A 16,436-nucleotide genomic window follows, 5' to 3' on the forward strand; every position below is an offset into this window, starting at 1 on the left:
TTTTTTGAATAAAAAGAGTTGGTAATAATTAGGGGGAATAATTAAAACCAATACTTTTGTCTACTATGCCGTTAATTGTTATCCACACAACTTTGTGAATACCGAATTATCTGTGGGAAAGGGTTATATTTTTTGCTAACTAGATGACGCTACTGTTAAGACACTGCCACTTTAGTTAAGGGAATTAATAATTGGAAGGAATAATACTCAAATGCTAAATGAGGCCCCACATCCACAAGTAGAACTTGCATTTGGATTTTGCACAACAAAACGTGAGCCTTCCAACCCTTCAACATAGTCTATAGTAGCTCCAATTAGATATTGGAGACTCATTGGATCGATAACTAAAGCTACATCTAAATTTTCAATGGTTAAATCGCCCTCATTAAGTTTATCATCAAAAGTAAACCCATACTGAAACCCACTACAGCCGCCACCTGTAATATAAACACGTAGACGGAGCTCTGGGTTTTCCTCGCCTTCAATCAAGAATTTAACTTTTTTTGCAGCAGCATCTGTAAAAATAAGAGGCACTAAGATATCACTCATTATTTGTCCTAAATCAAAACTTGTAACCACCTATATTATCTAACAATTATGAATTAAGGGCAATGGGATGGTATCCCATCCCTTAATTTAAAATATTCCAGCAATTAAAGTTAGGGTTTATAAATAAACTCTACCCCTTCATCATCTTCTTCTGTCCAACCGTCATCATCTAAGTCGTCCCAATCATCTTCGGTAATCGGGTTTTGCATTGCTTGTTGATGATAGTCGTCCCATTTGAATGCGACTTCTTCTTTTGCTTTTTCCTCTTCTTCAACACGCGGATTTGCTTCGATAAAGTCCATAATATCACGGGTTAAAGCGGATACATTTTGCCCTGTTGCGGCAGAAATCAAGTAGTAATCACCTTCCCAACCGATCTCTTCTACAATCGCTTCGGCTCTTTCTCTCGCCTCTTCTTCGCCAATGGTGTCGATTTTGTTAAACACCAGCCATTGCGGTTTATCTGCTAATTTTTCGCTGTATTGATAGAGTTCTGACTCAATAATAGAGATATTTTGTGCAGGATCACTCTCATCAATCGGCATAATGTCGACAAGGTGAATGAGTACTCGGCAACGCTCTAAGTGTTTTAAGAAGCGGATCCCCAAGCCTGCACCTTCCGCCGCACCTTCAATCAATCCTGGAATATCTGCCACCACAAAGCTACGATCCGCACCAACTCGTGCTACTCCTAAACTTGGTACAAGGGTTGTGAATGGGTAATCTGCGACTTTCGGTTTTGCTGCTGATACTGCACGAATAAAGGTGGATTTTCCTGCGTTCGGTAAACCTAACATTCCCACATCTGCAAGTAACATCAATTCTAACTGTAAATCACGTTTTTCCCCTGGTGTGCCGTTGGTTTTCTGGCGTGGTGCACGATTGACTGACGACTTAAAGCGAGTATTCCCCAAACCGTGATAGCCACCTTTTGCCACCAACATTTTCATACCGTGTTTGGTTAAATCGCCAATCACTTCTTGGGTATCGTTGTCAATCGCACGGGTGCCAACGGGTACACGCAAGGTGATGTCGTTACCACGATGTCCTGTACAACCCGCACTGCGACCATTCTCGCCACGACCTGCGGCAAAGCGTTTTTCAAAACGGTAGTCGATAAGCGTGTTTAGGTTCTCATCGGCAATTAAATAGACATCACCACCATCACCACCATCACCGCCATCAGGACCACCTTTTGGAATAAATTTCTCACGGCGGAAGCTGACACAGCCGTTACCGCCATCGCCTGCTTCCACTCGGATCAGGGCTTCGTCAATAAATTTCATATCTTCTCCTATTTCCCATACAAACTAGGGAAATGCTGATTTTATTTTAACTAATTTATGTCCGACCGCCGATAAAATCGTGCCAGACACCACAATAAATGCGCCGATATAACTCAATAAATTCATATCAGGGCTTGCAAAGGTATCGGGAAATGCCCAATGTCCAATGCTTGAAAAAACCATCGTAAAAATCGGGACTAAAATCGTGACTACACTTACTTTTGATGCGTCCCAGTGATTTAATGCTTCGGCATATGCCCCATAGCCAATCAAGGTATTTAAACAACAGAAAATGAAACAACCCAATAAAAACGGATCAAATTCATCTATGTTTATCTGGCTGGCAAATGGTGTGAGTAGCAATGCACAGCCCGTATAAATAATCAGCAAAATCTGCTGTGAGCTAAATTTTGCCAACATTATTTTTTGGGCTATCGCATAAACCACCCAAACAATTGCTGCTCCTGCACCGACAAGCAACCCAAAAGCATAAGTGCCTAACTGGAAAATTTCCTCAAAACGCTCATTAAAAAAGGCGATTAAACCAATAATGAGCAATAGCAAGCCGATTTGCTGATGTCGCCCAAATTGTTCTTTAAAAATCACCACACCACATAAAATCATCGTAAACGGCGCCAATTGCCACAATACTTGGCTAGTTGTCGGTGAAATAAAGTTTAAACTATAGCTAAACAAGAAAAAGTTCAGCGATAAGCCTACCACGCCTAACCAGATTAACCAAAGAAAACGTGGAGTGAAAGCGGTCAGTTTTGGCAATTTTTTTGTAAAGCCTAAAATGAGTAACAAACCGATTGCTGCCACAATAAAACGAGCCCATACGAGCGTTTGAGCATTCACAACACTCAACACTTTTTGTGCTGCAATCGGCACAGAACCCCACATCATTGCAGTAAGCAAGGCTAATGAAAATCCAAGTAATGGACGTTGTAGTTTCATATTAAATCCGTTTATGTCGATAAAAAAGTTTATGCCCAGCCGCTGAAAGCATTGCTCCACATACCACGACAACTGCCCCTAAATGCGTTAAGTGATTAAAATCAGGTTCAGCAAAATGTTCAGGGCTTAAATAAAATGCCAACTGCGAAAATAAAATTGTACAGATCGGGATAAGTGGCATCATTACGCTCACTTTAGTCACCTCCCAACGATTTAATGCTTCGGCATAACTGCCATAAGCAATTACCGTGTTTAAACAGCAAAAGATCAGGCACGCTAGTGCAAAGCCACTGAGATTATTGACTTGTGAAAGATCCGCTAAAGGCGTGAAAACAAGGCTACAACCACAATAAATAAACAGTAAAATTTGCTGTGAACTAAACCGATCTAGCATCATCTTTTGAGCAATGCTGTAACAGATCCAAATCAGACTAGCACTGACTGCACAGATCATTCCCCAAGCATATTCATTCATCTGTGCAAGATCGTCAAAACGATCGTTGAAAAATAACCCCAAACCAATCAGCACGATAACAAAGCCGATTTTCTGATGTAAACCGAAGCTCTCTTTAAACAAATAGACACCGATAAACGCCATAATCAAAGATGAAAAAGGGCTAATTACTTGACTTGCCGCAGGTGGAATATGATTTAACGCTAAATTAAACAAATAAAAATTGCAGGATAAACCAAATACACCGAGTAGTAACAGATAGCAATGACGACGAGTAAAAGCGGTCACTTTCGGCAATTTTTTTGCAAAGAACAAAATCAAAAACAACCCTATCATTGCAGTAATAAACCGAAACCAGACGATCGTTTGAGCGTCCATAAATTTCAAAATTTGCTGCAAGGCTATTGGCAACATACCCCACATCATTACGGCAGTTAGGGCAAAGAGAAAACCGAGTAAAGGTTGTGATTTTGACATAAATTTTTTTGTTTCAATGGTAATAAAAAACCCCGCTAATTGATTAGCGGGGCATTTTAATCTTATTCTTTTGAAGATTATTCAGCAATAATGCTTACATATTTGCGATTTTTCTCGCCTTTCACTTCAAATTTTACTTTACCGTCAGCAGTTGCGAATAAAGTGTGGTCTTTACCCATACCTACATTGCTACCTGCGTGGAATTTTGTACCACGCTGACGAACGATGATGCTACCTGCTAATACAGATTCGCCACCGAAACGTTTAACACCAAGGCGTTTAGCTTCAGAGTCACGACCGTTACGAGTTGAACCACCAGCTTTTTTAGTTGCCATCTACTTGATCTCCTCTGAAATTATGCTTGAATCCCAGTGATTTTCACTTCTGTGAACCACTGACGATGACCTTGTTGTTTACGGCTGTGTTTACGACGACGGAATTTAACGATGCGAACTTTTTCGCCACGACCGTGTGCAACCACTTCTGCCACTACTTTACCGCCAGCAACAACTGGGGTACCGATTTTAACATCTTCACCATTAACGACCATTAACACTGAGTCGAACTCAACTTTTTCACCTGTCGCTACTTCAAGTTTTTCTAAACGAACAACTTGACCTTCGCTCACTCGGTGTTGTTTGCCGCCACTTTGGAAAACTGCGTACATATTTACTCCGCTAATATGTGCCTATCGCTATGCGTTTGGCACTCTCAAATTCATATAAAATAGGTGGACAATTCTACGCAAAAACTCAAATGAGAGCAAGCAAGAAATTGAGAAAAATTTGAAATTCTTCAAAAACAAACAAAAAAGATCGTTTAGAGAAGGATCTTTAAACGATCTTTTTAAGCTCACTCAACACATTAGAGCTGAGCCCACTTCCAATTTCCATTCACCGCTGTACCTAATACCTCAAACTGATGATTAAACGCAGTTAAATTGGCAATTTTGCCAGCTTCAATGGATCCTAACTTATCTTCAACATGAATAGCACGAGCTGGATATAATGTACACATACGGATCACTTCATCTAACGGAAGATCAGTATGTTGCATCATATTACGGATCGACTCGATCATTGTAATCGCCGCACCGCCAAGACTGCCACACTCATCGACACATTTACCGTCTTTGTACCAAACTTTCTTACCTACAAAGATAAAATATTCCATATCAGTTGTACCAGCTGGGGCAACCGCATCGGTTACAATCACCAATTTATCGCCTTTCACTTTCTTCGCAATACGCACATTACTCCAATCAACGTGCAAACCATCGACAATGATACCAGCGTAAATATCGCTATCCAACACTGCACCAACTACTCCACCATCGCGCCCAGAGCTGATCGGCGACATAGCATTATGCAAATGGGTAGCAAAGCCAATGCCTTGCTCAATACGTCGTTTTGCTTCGGCAAAGGTCGCATTTGAGTGTCCGATAGACACAATAATCCCAGCTTCAACAAATTTCTGAATATGATCTGCCGTTGGGTTGTCTGCTGCGAGTGTTAATTTCGTAATGACATCACCGTTTTTGCAAAGAAAATCCAACATCTCACCGCTTATTTCACGGATATATTCAGGGCGATGAACCCCTTTTTTCGCCACACTTAAATAAGGTCCTTCTAAATGCAAACCGAGTGCTTGGTTTTTATATTTAGCCAAATAGTCACGCATTACTTGCACCGCTTGTTTCATTCCTTCGTCAGGCGAAGTAATAAAGGTTGGCAAATAACTTGTTGTACCTGATTTCAGGTTAGTTTCTTGCATAATTTCAAGGGTTTTAACACTAATATCTTCATTAAATGTTACACCGCCACAACCGTTTAACTGCAGATCAATAAAACCAGCAGAAAGATTTGCGCCCTCTAAATCAATCTGATGAACCCCATCTGCAACTTGACTTTGATGAACCACAGCCTCAATCTGCTCACCATTGACGATCACAGCATGCTGATATAGCACATCACTTCCCGTATAAATCACACAATTTGTTAGTGCATAACGCCCCATCTTTTCCTCCTAGCGAGCTATATTTTGCTCTAATTGCTTGAAATACTTAACGGTTTTAACTTTCAATTCTTGTGTTGCAGGTTCATCACAAACCACGACTGCACGACGATGTAATTGTAACGCACTGATCGTCCACAAATGATTTACCGCCCCCTCAACACAGGCTTGCAAGGCAAGGGCTTTATTATAACCCGTGACTAAAATTAATACTTCCTCTGCGTCCATCAAAGTACCAACCCCCACTGTTAAAGCAAATTTTGGTACTTTATTGACATCATTATCAAAGAAACGAGAGTTCGCAATCAACGTATCTTCGGTCAAAGTCTTGATGCGAGTGCGAGAACTTAACGATGAAGCAGGTTCATTAAAAGCAATATGCCCATCAACACCCACCCCCCCCATAAAGAGATGAATTTTGCCATAAGAGCGAATTTTTGCTTCATAACGTTCACATTCAGCGTCCACATCTTCCGCCATTCCATTTAGGATATTCACATTTTCTACTGGAATATCAATATGGTTAAAGAAGTTATGAAACATAAAATAGTGGTAACTCTCTTTGTGCTCTGGCGGTAAGCCAACGTACTCGTCCATATTGAAGGTGACAACGTGTTTAAAACTCACTTCACCTGCTTGATACAGCTTAATTAATTCTTTATAAGTTTGAAGTGGCGTTCCCCCTGTTGGCAAGCCAAGTACAAAAGGCTTTTCTGCAGTAGGTTGGAAAGCATTGATTTTATCTACAATATAACGAGCAGCCCAACGGCTCACTTGTTCAGCACAATCCAAAGGCACTAAACGCATAAATCCTCCTAGAAAAAGTCAAATTTGAAATAAAACTTCATTGACGATCATTATAAAGAAAGATTTGCTTCATTTGTAGAAAATTTACTTAAAATTTGAACAAGATCATAATTTATCATGAAAAAGCCCTTGCTCAGATACAATCAATATTTTTAAGTTCCTACAAAGTATTCCAGTAATACTCCAATAGGATGAATAGAATATTGCGGGTTATTCATCCAAAAGTAATTATCTTTATTCTGAAATAGTAAACTAAAACCAAGCTAGATAATCTCAAGAAGATTGGGACTATAGTTCATAAAAGCATAACGATAGTGTAGTTTATGCCTGTAGTACCAGAATATATATTTGGATCTTAAACTACTCCGTTTATTCCAGTATATCTCATATTCTATAACTTATGACTTCACAGCCCCATCATAAATATGTTCTGCATCACCTGTCATATAAAGCGGTGAACCCACACCTTGCCATTCGATATGCAAGGTTCCACCCGGAAGATCTACTTGAACACGGCTATCCAATAAGCCTTGCATAATCCCAACCGCAACAGCCCCACAAGCACCGCTACCACAGGCTTGTGTTTCGCCTGCACCACGCTCAAACACTCTTAGTTTGATATGATTTCGATTGATGACTTGCATAAAACCGATATTGGCACGCTCTGGGAAACGTTCGTGGCGTTCAAGTAAAGCCCCCAATTCATTGACATTGGCGGTTTGAATATTTTCAACCTGTAACACACAGTGCGGATTACCCATTGAAACGACACCACATAACACCGTTTGAATATCCGTGCGTAAAATATAATTTTTTTCAAACTTATTTGCGGTAAAAGGAATTTGTGCAGGTTCCCAAATCGGTTCCCCCATATTTACGCGAACTTGACCATCGTCTTGTAAGCTTAAAACCATCTTCCCTTTTGCGGTACTCACACCAATGTCCTGCTTGTTGGTTAAGCCTTTTAAGGTAACAAAACGAGCGAAACATCTTGCTCCATTTCCACACTGAGAGACTTCACTGCCATCAGCATTAAAAATACGGTAGTGGAAATCCAGTTCCGGATCATAGGGTGGTTCGACCAGTAGTAGCTGATCAAAACCTACACCACGATGGCGATCTGCCCATTTACGAATGAGTTCTTCCGTTAAATAGACATTCTGCGTTACTCCATCAATCACCATAAAGTCATTGCCAAGTCCGTGCATTTTTGAAAATTGCATAATTTTTCCTATGATTAGAAATTTTTATTGATCTAGATTATAACGATTATAAATTTTTATGCTATATTGCACGCCTTTTGTATAAAGGGCGAACAATCGCCAATTCTTCCTCAGTATGAGGGCTTTTTCGTTAAATTACAATGGAGCAAATTATGTCTGCTATGTTTCTTATTGAATTTGCCGTTGTATTACTCTGTATTTTAATCGGTGCTCGCCTTGGCGGTATCGGTTTAGGGGTAATGGGCGGTTTAGGTTTGGCAATCCTCTCTTTTGGATTTGGCTTAAAACCTGCAGGTCTTCCAATCGACGTTATGTTTATGATTATGGCTGTCGTTTCTGCAGCGGCTGCAATGCAAGCGGCTGGCGGTTTAGACTATATGATCAAAATCGCAACAAACATTTTACGTCGTAATCCAAAACACATCACTTTCATCGCACCAGCGGTAACTTGGACATTTACTTTCTTAGCTGGTACAGGTCACGTTGCTTACTCTGTATTGCCTGTGATTGCAGAAGTTAGTCGCCATAACGGTATCCGTCCTGAACGTCCACTTTCAATGGCTGTTATTGCATCACAATTTGCTATTGTAGCAAGCCCGATTGCTGCCGCGGTAGTGTCTGTTGCTGCAATGATCGAACCACAAGGTTATAGCATTGGTGACATTTTATTAGTGACCATTCCAGGCACGATTTTAGGTCTTTTCTGTGCGTGTTTATTCGTAAATAAAATGGGTAAAGAGTTAAAAGACGACCCTAATTATCAACGTTTATTACAAGATCCTGAGTATGTGGCAAGAAATCACGCAGATACAAACCCAGCAGAGATCCAAATTAGCCCAACGGCTAAAACCTCTGTAAGTTTATTCTTATTTGGTGCATTACTTGTTGTGTTTATGGGTACATTCAAAGAGTTACGCCCAGTATTCGACGGCAAAGCAATGGGAATGGCTCACACTATCGAAATCGTGATGCTTACTGTTGCAGCATTAATTATGCTTATCTGCAAACCAAATGGTAATGCGATTACACAAGGTTCTGTATTCCACGCAGGTATGCGTGCGGTTATCGCAATCTTCGGTATTGCTTGGATGGGTGATACTTTAATGGACGCTCATATGACCGAAGTTAAAGATATGGTGAAAGGCTTAGTGGAAACTGCACCATGGGCATTTGCGTTCGCATTGTTCGTACTTTCTGTATTAGTAAACAGCCAAGGTGCAACAGTAGCAACTCTATTCCCTTTAGGTGTAGCGTTAGGTATCCCAGCACCAATCTTAATCGGGGTATTCGTTGCAGTAAACGGTTACTTCTTTGTTCCTAACTACGGTCCAATCATTGCATCTATTGACTTTGATACCACAGGAACTACTCGCATTGGTAAATACATTTTCAACCACAGCTTTATGATCCCAGGCTTATTAAGCATGGCATTTAGCTTAGTGTTTGGCTTAGTATTAGCGAATGTTTTACTCTAGTAGAACTTCAATTTGATCTACACCAAAAGCTAGACTTTTTAATAGAAGGGCTGAGTGCTATATTTAATAGCGCTGAGTCCTTTTATCCTTATTTGAAGATACATATCAGACATTTCTGGTTTAATCTCAATACCTTTATCTGTCTAAGCGTTACTTATAAAAATGGCTCATAGAATAAAAATAGCTTAAAGTCTTTATTATAAGACTTTAAGCTATATGAAAAGGCATTTCTCGTTAAAAAGTATTATTAGCTAATAATTTCTAGTCCTTTTTTAATGTTACACACCGATTTCCCACTAAAAAAGCAATAAGTCCAATTACTAATGCTGGCACGATGGCGTGAAAGCTAAATATTTTGATAGATAGGCTTGTCATTAACACATAACTTGATAAACCTGCAATCATTGAACAAATAGCCCCTGTTGCATTCGCTTTTTTCCAGAATAGTCCCAATACAATTACCCATAAGAATGTCGCTTCTAACCCTCCCAGAGAGAGTAAGTTTAACCAAATGAGCATTTCAGGTGGGTTAATGGCTGCGATCACCAATAAAACGCTGATCACTAGGGTAGTGATTGTCGAGAAACGTTTAATTTTTTCTTCATTTTCAACCGCTTGTGGCTTAATTGCGAGATAGAGATCTTTAATCAGGGTTGAAGAAGATTGAATAAGCATTGAGTCGATTGAGGACATAATGGCTGCCATTGGTGCAGCTAAGAAAATGCCTGCAACAACAGGCGGAAGTACTTGTAACATCAAGGTTGGGATAACTTGATCGGCAACTTTTAGATCGGGAATCACCGCTCGTCCCAACGCACCTGCTAAATGCATACCGAACATCAGTACAGCGACAACGACAGTGCCAATAATCAAAGCTCGATGTAAAGCCTTGCTATCTTTATATGCCATACTCCGCACTGCAAAATGTGGCAATCCAATTAACCCAAAGCAGACTAATACCCAGAAAGATGTCATAAAGGTGAAGTCCAGTGGGCGTTCATCAATACCATAAGGAGCGGTCAGTTGAGGGTTGATATTTTCTAACTGGGTAATTGCAGCCTCAACGCCCCCCGTTGCATAAATTACACCGCCAAGCAGTAACAATGTGCCTACAACCATCACTAAGCCTTGAATCGTATCGGTCAAAACGACGGCACGAAAGCCCCCGATAAAGGTATAAATACCAACAGTGACCGCAAAAATAATGATCGCGGTGCCATAGGAAATGCCAAGCGTAGTTTCAAGCAAACGTCCAGCACCGATAAACTGTACGGTCATCATTGCAAAGAAAGAGAGCAATAGAGCAAAGCTAGCAATCCACACCACAAAGCGATTTTGATAACGTGCTAGTAGTAAATCGTTGATCGTTAAACTTTTGGTTTGGAGAGCCAAAATGGCAATTCGTTTGCCAACAATCCCTAATGAGAGAAAAACGGCTGGCACTTGAATCATTGCCAATAATACCCAGCCCAAGCCATATTTGTATGCCGCACCTGGCCCGCCAATAAAGCTACTTGCCCCAACATAAGTGGCTGCTGTCGTCATTGCCAAAACAAAACCAGACATTGAGCGTCCACCGACGTAATATTCTGATAAAAAGCTACCGCTTGTACGTTGGCGATAGGCATAATAGGCTACGCCAAATACGAAAATGAGATAGGCGATTAAAGGTAACAACAACTCAAGATTCATCTTTTCCCCCTAAATCAATATCTTGATAAATCCATTTTACTACTGAGCTGATCAATAATGTTAATACGATTGGAAGATAGACACAACTTAATTCAAACCAGAGGGGAAAGCCTAAAAAACCTCGCCCTGCAGGTGAAAAATAAGCAAAACCGACCCAACCCATAACATAAAATAGCGTCAGATATAATGCCCAACGCACTTCACGATCTATTTGTTTAGACACCTTCATAGTCCTCCTATTTTTTAGCTAAAATAAAACCTCGCAGTTGAGAGGTTTGAAATCATTTAATATTGCCACTTATCTGGATCTATTCCTAGCTCTCGCATTTTCAGTTTTGCTTCCTCAGGAATTTCATTGCTACGTTCTTTCATTAAATCATCGTCGGTTGGCAATGGCTGACCTGTAAAGGCGTGTAAAAACGCTTCACAAAGCAATTCACTGTTTGTGGCGTGGCGTAAATTACGAATTTGACGGCGAGTGCGTTCGTTAGTCAAAATTTCCAATACTTTAATCGGAATAGATACCGTAATTTTCTTTACTTGTTCACTTTTTTTACCGTGTTCAGCATAAGGGCTGATATATTCACCGTTCCAATCTGCCATTGTCTGTTCCTAAATATAAAAGTTGGCGTGCATTTTAATCAAAACTTTATGTTATCGCAATCTTGAATAATAGCGCCTGTTCAGATGTAAGGCATTGTTCTCCATCTAAAAATAATGTCATTTTCCTTGACGGCTCAATTCTAAATCTGTACCATTCGCCCGTTTTTTTCACTTTGAGGATACACATTTTGGACAGTCACAGTCGATACTTATCAGTTTTTTAACCCACCTCGTCCAAAACCTCTTTGCCGATGAGCGTCGGTAATTCTTATCAGTATCTTATATTTTGTTCCTTTTTGTTCATCGCCTCATATCCAATTTTTAGGAGTATGAAATGATCAGAGCTTTTTCGTTAAATAACGATCGCCTAGTCAGTGTAGATGAAAATATTCAAAATCAATTTAATGAAGCTATTTGGATCGATTTGATTGATCCTACAGATGAAGAACGTGGTGTTTTAGAAACGCGATTAGATCAGACCCTTGCGGAAGAACACGAATTGGAAGACTTAGAGGCTTCTGCACGTTTTTTTGAAGATGAAGATGGCTTACATTTACACTCATTCTTCTACTGCTTAGATGATGACGACTATGCCGATATTGCTACTGTTGGTTTTACTATTCGGGACGGACGTTTATTTACATTGCGTGAACGGGATCTACCCGCTTTCCGTTTGTATCGTATGCGTTCTCGCCGAGCAAAATTGATAGATGGCAATGCTTACGAGCTTCTACTTGACCTATTTGAAACTAAGATTGAGCAGTTGGCAGATGTTATTGAGAATATCTATGCAGATTTAGAAAAATTAAGCCGTGTGGTTCTCAGTACTCACGAGGGAGAAAATAAGAGAGAGCATAATTTTGATGATGCCCTTGCTGAATTAACGGAACTTGAAGACGCCAGCTCCAAAGTTCGTTTATGCTTGATGGATACACAGCGAGCATTGAGTTTCTTATTGCGTAAAACCCGTTTGCCAAATAATCAGCTTGAACAAGCTCGTGATATTATGCGAGATATTGAATCACTTCAACCGCATAACGAATCTCTCTTCCAAAAGGTAAACTTTTTAATGCAAGCGGCAATGGGTTTTATCAATATTGAGCAGAACCGTATTATGAAATTTTTCTCGGTAGTGTCAGTGATGTTCCTTCCTGCTACATTGGTTGCTTCTACCTACGGAATGAACTTTGAATTTATGCCAGAATTAAAATTTCAATATGGTTATCCGATGGCTATCGGTTTGATGATTTGTACGGCTGCGACACCATATCTTTATTTTAAACGCAAAGGGTGGCTATAGATATTTAATTTCGTCCTTTAAGCCTAAATCAAAAAAGTGATGTTCGCTGCATTAATTAGTTCAACTTCAATGATTGTCACCAGATAATAGCCACGCATAACGTGGCTATTTTGCTTTTAACGTATTTTCTCAATCAACTCCGCCACAAACGCCAAGCGATCTTCCGCCCGTTCCATTGGCTTGGTAAAGCGGAACTTCAACGGTCCGTCAAATTTATAGACATTTTTATCCGCTTGGATCAGCTTTAAGAACTTCATCGGATCAGGCGTTGCTGTTGGTTTGAACTCAAGATAACCGCCGTTGATCCCTGCATCGACTTTTTTCAACTGTAACCCTTTTGCTAAATGGCGTAACTGAGTAATTTGGAACAGATTTTTCGTGGCTTCCGGCAGTAAACCGAAGCGGTCAATCAGCTCAATTTTCAGATCTTTTAAGGCTTCATCACTCTCTGCGCTAGCAATCCGTTTATAGAACGACAAACGCATATTCACATCGGGCAGATAATCATCAGGCAGTAACGCAGGCACTCGCAATTCAATATCCACTTGCTGTTGGGTGATTTCGTCTAAGGTCGGTTCACGACCTTCTTGCAAGGCTTTGACCGCATTTTCAAGAAGTTCCATATAGAGGGAGAAACCTAAGCTCTCAATCTGCCCGCTCTGTTCGCTCCCTAACAATTCCCCTGCCCCACGAATTTCAAGATCGTGGGTCGCCAGTACAAAGCCAGCCCCAAGATTATCAATGCTACTCATCGCTTCTAACCGCTGTTGTGCATCTTTGGTCAGTGTTTTTGGCGGTGGGGTTAGCATATAGGCATAGGCTTGGTGGTGCGAACGTCCGACACGCCCACGCAGTTGGTGTAGCTGTGCCAAGCCGAATTTATCCGCTCGCTCAATAATAATGGTATTGGCGGTCGGTACATCAATCCCTGTTTCAATAATGGTTGAGCAAACCAACAGATTAAAACGTTGGTGGTAGAAATCAGACATTACCCGTTCCAACTCACGCTCTCGCATCTGCCCGTGTCCGATCACAATGCGAGCTTCCGGCACCAGTTCGGCAAGCTGTTGTGCAGTATTTTCAATAGTCGCCACATCGTTATGCAAATAATATACTTGTCCGCCACGCAGAATTTCACGCAAAATCGCTTCTTTGATCACCGTATCATCGCTTTGTCGCACAAAGGTTTTGATCGACAAACGGCGAGCCGGCGGACTAGCGATAATCGACAGATCTCGCATTCCGTTCAACGCCATATTGAGCGTTCTTGGAATTGGCGTTGCTGTGAGGGTGAGAATATCAATGTTGGCTCGTAGTTGCTTAATTCGCTCTTTTTGACGCACGCCGAAACGGTGTTCTTCGTCAATCACCAGTAAGCCAAGATCCTTGAACTGCACATCTTCTTGCAATAATTTATGTGTGCCGACCAAAATATCGACCTTGCCGTCCGCCACTTTTGCCAAAATCTCTTTCTGCGCTTTGGCGGTTTTGAAACGGGAAAGCACTTCGACATTGATCGGATAATTAGCAAAACGATCTTTAAAATTCTCAAAATGTTGCTGTGCCAACAAGGTAGTCGGAGCAAGGATCGCCACTTGTTTATGGTTCATTACCGCCAAGAAGGTCGCTCGCATTGCCACTTCGGTTTTACCAAATCCGACATCGCCACACACAAGGCGATCCATTGCTTTCGGCAAGCACATATCGCTAATCACCGCATTGATCGCCGTTTTCTGATCTTCGGTTTCTTCAAACGGGAACGTGTTGCTAAATTGCACGAACGCATCACGATCGTACTCGAACGCAAAGCCTTTTTGTGCTTCACGTTTCGCATAGACATCAAGCAACTCCGCCGCCACATCACGAATTTTCTCCGCCGCTTTTTGACGGGTTTTCGCCCACGCTTCCGATCCCAGTTTATGTAACGGGGCATTTTCGTCTGTGCCACCGATATAACGGCTAATTAAATGGAGCGAAGCCACAGGCACATAAAGTTTGGCATCGTTGGCATAATGCAACACAAGGTATTCCGCCTTAATACCGCCAGCATCAAGGGTAGTTAAACCGCCATAACGCCCGACTCCATTTTCCAAATGCACCACCGCTTGCCCGATTTTCAGCTCGGCAAGGTTGCGGATCAAGGTGTCAGGATTAACGGTTTTACGGCTTTTCTCTTGTCGGCGACTTTGCTGTACTTTCTCGCCTAACAGATCCGTTTCGCAAATTATCGCCAGTTTTTGACCGCTTGTTTCAATAATAAACCCTTGATCAAGCGGTGAGATTAACAAAGAAATTTGCGAATTAATCTCAGCCAGTTGCTTCACTTGCTTTGGCTTGATATTTAGCGGTGCAAGTAGCTCAAGCAAGGTTTCCCGTCTGCCTTCCGTTTCCACCGAAAAGAGAATTTGCCCCTTGAATATTTGTTGAAACTGTAAAAAAGAGGCAAAAGGTTCTTTTTGGTTGGATTGCACCGCAATATCAGGCAACGGCTCAAGGTTGGCGTTCTGCTTAGCCGCCGAACTGCGAACTTTCTCGTTGGTTAAAGTTAAACGTGGATAGCCTTTTAGCTGTTGGTTAATCTGATCGATATTGAACCAAAGCTGTTCAGGTGGAAGTAGCGGTCGCATCGGATCGACACGGCGACTTTCATAGCGTCTTGCGGTATCTTGTTGAAATTGCTCGGCTTTTTGCTGAATATCGGCAAAGGTAATAAACAATGTCTGTTCAGGCAGATAGTCAAACAAGCTCGCCATTTGCTCAAAAAAGAGCGGTTGCCAGTATTCAATCCCTGCATTCAAAATGCCTTTGCTCACCTGCTGATAAATATGCTCAGGTTCACGGCGGATTTCACCAAATTGTTCACGGAATTTGCCACGAAAATACTCGATCCCGTTGCTATCTGTCGGGAACTCGTGGGCTGGCAATAAATTGATTGCATCAATCTGCTCAATGGTACGTTGATTATCCACATCAAAGGTGCGGATCGTGTCGATTTCATCATCAAAAAAGTCCAAACGATAAGGCGAATTAGCCCCCATCGGATAGAGATCGAGCAATGCCCCACGCACCGCATATTCTCCATATTCCAGCACCTGCTCCACCGCTCGATAACCGGCATTTTCCAGCTGTAAACGCAATTTCTCAATCGAAAAACGGTCGCCTTTTTTAATCAACAGTACATTGTTTGCCAAATAACTCGGTGGGCAGACTTTTTGTAATAAGGTATTGATTGGCAATAGAAAAATCTGCTTCTGCCCTTGTTGTAACTGAAATAATGCAGATAAACGGGCGGAAATAATATCTTGATGAGGTGAAAAATTGTCGTAAGTCAAGGTTTCCCAGTCAGGAAAAAGCTGAACAGGCAGTTTCGTGAAGCTCGGCAAACTTTTTTCCAACCGCAACGCTGTGCGAGTATCAGGTGTCACCACCACCGTCAAGCCTTGAAATTGCTGGCTTGTCTGCACAATCGCAAGGGTATCGGAATGCCCGATTAAGTTACCTAAAGTTTGATGATCTTGATGTGTACTGTCCGCTTTCGGCAGACGAAATTGAAGTTCAAATGACATACAAGCGGTTTGATTTATCCGAAATATTGCAAAT

15 protein-coding genes are annotated in these 16,436 nt (G+C 41.3%); 2 read left to right on the plus strand and 13 right to left on the minus strand.

What is annotated here, in order from left to right:
• Positions 1-207: 207 nt before the first annotated feature.
• The 9 genes from erpA to dapF form a co-directional block, all read right to left on the minus strand.
• Positions 208-549, minus strand: coding sequence for an iron-sulfur cluster insertion protein ErpA (gene erpA, locus J1G47_RS09455; protein ID WP_005711417.1), 342 nt, complete (start codon positions 547-549; stop codon positions 208-210).
• A 110-nt stretch (positions 550-659) separates the two neighbouring features.
• Positions 660-1,835 carry an Obg family GTPase CgtA gene (gene cgtA, locus J1G47_RS09460; RefSeq protein WP_005711418.1) on the minus strand — a complete coding sequence of 392 codons (1,176 nt, stop codon included), beginning with the start codon at positions 1,833-1,835 and terminating at the stop codon, positions 660-662.
• A 24-nt stretch (positions 1,836-1,859) separates the two neighbouring features.
• Positions 1,860-2,792, minus strand: coding sequence for a DMT family transporter (locus J1G47_RS09465; protein WP_207326602.1), 933 nt, complete (start codon positions 2,790-2,792; stop codon positions 1,860-1,862).
• Between the two features lies 1 nt (position 2,793).
• Positions 2,794-3,723, minus strand: coding sequence for a DMT family transporter (locus J1G47_RS09470; protein ID WP_207326603.1), 930 nt, complete (start codon positions 3,721-3,723; stop codon positions 2,794-2,796).
• A 77-nt stretch (positions 3,724-3,800) separates the two neighbouring features.
• Positions 3,801-4,058 carry a 50S ribosomal protein L27 gene (rpmA, locus tag J1G47_RS09475; RefSeq protein WP_005711421.1) on the minus strand — a complete coding sequence of 86 codons (258 nt, stop codon included), beginning with the start codon at positions 4,056-4,058 and terminating at the stop codon, positions 3,801-3,803.
• A 20-nt stretch (positions 4,059-4,078) separates the two neighbouring features.
• Entirely contained in the window at positions 4,079-4,390 is a 312-nt protein-coding gene (gene rplU, locus J1G47_RS09480) for a 50S ribosomal protein L21 (protein ID WP_005711422.1), read from the minus strand.
• Positions 4,391-4,587: 197 nt separating this feature from the next.
• Positions 4,588-5,739, minus strand: coding sequence for an N-acetylglucosamine-6-phosphate deacetylase (gene nagA, locus J1G47_RS09485; protein WP_021109957.1), 1,152 nt, complete (start codon positions 5,737-5,739; stop codon positions 4,588-4,590).
• A 9-nt stretch (positions 5,740-5,748) separates the two neighbouring features.
• Positions 5,749-6,543, minus strand: coding sequence for a glucosamine-6-phosphate deaminase (gene nagB / locus J1G47_RS09490; RefSeq protein ID WP_010787210.1), 795 nt, complete (start codon positions 6,541-6,543; stop codon positions 5,749-5,751).
• Between the two features lie 398 nt (positions 6,544-6,941).
• Complete coding sequence (dapF, locus tag J1G47_RS09495) at positions 6,942-7,766, minus strand: diaminopimelate epimerase (RefSeq protein ID WP_005711427.1); 825 nt, start codon at positions 7,764-7,766, stop codon at positions 6,942-6,944.
• Positions 7,767-7,918: 152 nt separating this feature from the next.
• Between dapF and J1G47_RS09500 the strand changes: the two genes are divergently transcribed.
• A complete protein-coding gene (locus J1G47_RS09500) occupies positions 7,919-9,241 on the plus strand; it encodes an anaerobic C4-dicarboxylate transporter (RefSeq protein ID WP_160405322.1) in 1,323 nt (440 codons plus the stop codon).
• A gap of 261 nt (positions 9,242-9,502) precedes the next feature.
• Here J1G47_RS09500 and panF read toward each other — a convergent pair whose 3' ends face one another.
• From panF to metJ, 3 genes are read right to left on the minus strand one after another with little or no spacing between them, the layout of a single operon-like run.
• Entirely contained in the window at positions 9,503-10,933 is a 1,431-nt protein-coding gene (panF, locus tag J1G47_RS09505; protein ID WP_015940056.1) for a sodium/pantothenate symporter, read from the minus strand.
• Positions 10,923-11,162, minus strand: a complete 240-nt coding sequence (locus J1G47_RS09510) for a YhdT family protein (RefSeq protein WP_021111478.1) — start codon at positions 11,160-11,162, stop codon at positions 10,923-10,925. Before J1G47_RS09510 ends, panF begins: the two co-directional genes overlap by 11 nt.
• A 56-nt stretch (positions 11,163-11,218) precedes the next feature.
• On the minus strand, positions 11,219-11,536 hold the full coding sequence (gene metJ, locus J1G47_RS09515; protein ID WP_005711435.1) for a met regulon transcriptional regulator MetJ: 318 nt from the start codon (positions 11,534-11,536) through the stop codon (positions 11,219-11,221).
• Between the two features lie 334 nt (positions 11,537-11,870).
• Between metJ and corA the strand changes: the two genes are divergently transcribed.
• Entirely contained in the window at positions 11,871-12,836 is a 966-nt protein-coding gene (gene corA, locus J1G47_RS09520; RefSeq protein ID WP_207326604.1) for a magnesium/cobalt transporter CorA, read from the plus strand.
• Between the two features lie 116 nt (positions 12,837-12,952).
• Here corA and mfd read toward each other — a convergent pair whose 3' ends face one another.
• A complete protein-coding gene (gene mfd / locus J1G47_RS09525) occupies positions 12,953-16,402 on the minus strand; it encodes a transcription-repair coupling factor (protein WP_207326605.1) in 3,450 nt (1,149 codons plus the stop codon).
• Positions 16,403-16,436: the final 34 nt, after the last annotated feature.

This window comes from Glaesserella parasuis (genome assembly GCF_017352235.1).
GTDB lineage: Bacteria > Pseudomonadota > Gammaproteobacteria > Enterobacterales > Pasteurellaceae > Glaesserella > Glaesserella parasuis.